Source organism: Deltaproteobacteria bacterium (assembly GCA_016213065.1).
Taxonomy (GTDB): domain Bacteria; phylum UBA10199; class UBA10199; order SPLOWO2-01-44-7; family SPLOWO2-01-44-7; genus JACRBV01.
Map to the genome: position 1 here is coordinate 1 of JACRBV010000112.1, position 2,030 is coordinate 2,030.

Below are 2,030 nucleotides of genomic sequence, written 5' to 3' on the forward strand. Positions count from 1 at the left end.
ACATTCCGTCCATAGGACTTGTAGATTCGGTACTTGTTTTTGAAGTGGCTCGTGGCGATAGCCTCGCTAGTCTTCCGTATTCAACTCCTTTTCTGAAAGCCTCCGCAATTTGCACGGGTTTTTCTGCGGTGGCGATGGCGGTATTCACGAGCACCGCATCGGCCCCCATCTCCATGGCTTCTGCGGCGTGTGAAGGCACGCCCAAACCCGCATCAACCACTACGGGCACGGTGGCTTGTGAAAGAATAATTTCCAACGCCTCTTTTGTTTTCAGGCCGCGCGCAGAACCGATCCACGAACCCAGTGGCATCACGGTGGCGCATCCAACCTCGGCCAGATGTTTCGCCAAAATCGGATCGGCTTGCATGTAGGGAAGCACCGTGAAACCTTTTTTCACCAAAATCTCAGCTGCCTTCAACGTTTCTGTTCCATCCGGCAGAAGATAACGGGGGTCCGGAATCACTTCGAGTTTCACCCAAACTCCAAGTCCCGCCTCTTTTGCCAACAAAGACAAACGAACCGCCTCATCAGCATTTTTTGCGCCCGAGGTGTTGGGCAAAAGATGAAATTTTTGAAGATCGATATGTTTGAGAATATCCTGATCAGGATGCGCCAAATCAACACGCCGGAGCGCCACCGTAACCAGTTCCGTGCCGGAAGCCTCAAGCGCCTCCTTCATTATAATAGGAGACGCAAACTTGCCGGTACCTACAAACAATCGGGACGAAAAATTTTTCCCAGCGATTTTTAACAGGTCATTTTTCATAACTTAAACATTCATGTTTTTCTGTCATTCCTGCGGAGGCAGGGATACTACTGGATCCCCGCCTTCGCGGGGATGACAGCCGTGTCTTATCCCCCCGATACGGCCCGAATAATTTCAATGCGATCTCCCGCCTGAACTATTTTTTGGGCTTTTTCCGAATGCGGGAGAATTTCTTCATTGATGGCAATCGCCACATAAGAAAGTTCGATTTTTAATTCTCGAAGGAGGGTGGTTAACGGAAGAGGACATTCCAAAAAACGGGATTCACCATTAACAGTAATTTGAATACTTTCAGCCACGCTTCCCTCCGCCGGAATTAACCGGATCAGGTTCTAAGGGTATTTCTCAGCACAAAGCACCCCTAGCGTTCGGCGGTCTCTAGCATGCGAAAAAGTGGGAGTCAAATTTAAAGGAGCACGGTGTGATGCTGGGGCGTAACGGGGTGTAATAGGGTTTGACAATTTTGTGTTTGACTCCGGCAAGCGATTGCGACAGATAGAAATTAGTTCATGAGAGGTTTTTTTGAGGAAAATTTTACTCTTATTTTCTATTCTGTTTTTTATAACCTTTTTGGCTTGTACTGGTTCAAGCACCTCCCAAAGTCCGATAACATCAGAACCTGTCGCTGGCGTATCTTCTGGCGATCAACTCGCTACGCTGGAAAAATCATCAAAGTACATCTGCCATGCGAGAATCACTAAAGTGTCTTCCCGGTACGAACGATACGATATTCAATCGGCTCTTGTCATGTCTCGCATTACACTTGATATTCTGGAAAATTGGAAAGGAAATCTGATCCCAGGTACAGAAATTAGAAGTTTTGGAGGTATTATAGACGGGATTCCCTATGAAATCTCCGATGGACCGTCCGTACTCTTTCAAGAAAATGAAGAAGTCGTCCTTTTTTTAAATGATTTTCCGGGTGGCATTTTCCCTGTTTTGGGTCAATCCGGCAAATATCCTGTAACTAATGGTGTCGTTGGCTCAACAGGTGATAGCCTTGAAAAGTTCAGTGAAAAAATTAAAGCCCTTATCCAATAATTCAAATCAACACTTGGTGGCGATGACTTGAAAAATGATTTTTATCTGTACACCTCTTTACGATGGCCGATATCAATGATGACAATCAAAAGGTGCGAATGGCGGACCTCGTAAATAACGCGATAAGGTCCCACGCGATATTTGTTTCGTTATCTGCGGTCAACGCTTGACATTTGACAAAAGCGCCTCAACATCAATCGCTAAGTCATACTTCTATGCATTC

At 46.1% G+C, this 2,030-nt stretch carries 3 protein-coding genes, 1 pseudogene and 1 riboswitch; of the genes and pseudogenes, 1 reads left to right on the forward strand and 3 read right to left on the reverse strand.

The window, feature by feature from the left end:
- Together HY877_06600 and thiS are read right to left on the reverse strand one after the other, a co-directional pair.
- A partial coding sequence (locus HY877_06600; GenBank protein MBI5299940.1) for a thiazole synthase occupies positions 1-754 on the reverse strand: 754 nt, incomplete at its 3' end.
- A gap of 98 nt (positions 755-852) precedes the next feature.
- Positions 853-1,065, reverse strand: coding sequence for a sulfur carrier protein ThiS (gene thiS, locus HY877_06605; protein MBI5299941.1), 213 nt, complete (start codon positions 1,063-1,065; stop codon positions 853-855).
- Positions 1,052-1,139: riboswitch (TPP riboswitch) on the reverse strand. Its footprint overlaps the gene before it by 14 nt.
- A gap of 149 nt (positions 1,140-1,288) precedes the next feature.
- On the opposite strand from thiS, the gene HY877_06610 reads away from it, so the two are divergent.
- Entirely contained in the window at positions 1,289-1,807 is a 519-nt protein-coding gene (locus tag HY877_06610; GenBank protein ID MBI5299942.1) for a hypothetical protein, read from the forward strand.
- Positions 1,808-1,848: 41 nt separating this feature from the next.
- Here HY877_06610 and HY877_06615 read toward each other — a convergent pair.
- Positions 1,849-1,944: pseudogene (locus HY877_06615) on the reverse strand (type II toxin-antitoxin system RelE/ParE family toxin).
- Positions 1,945-2,030 lie beyond the last annotated feature (86 nt).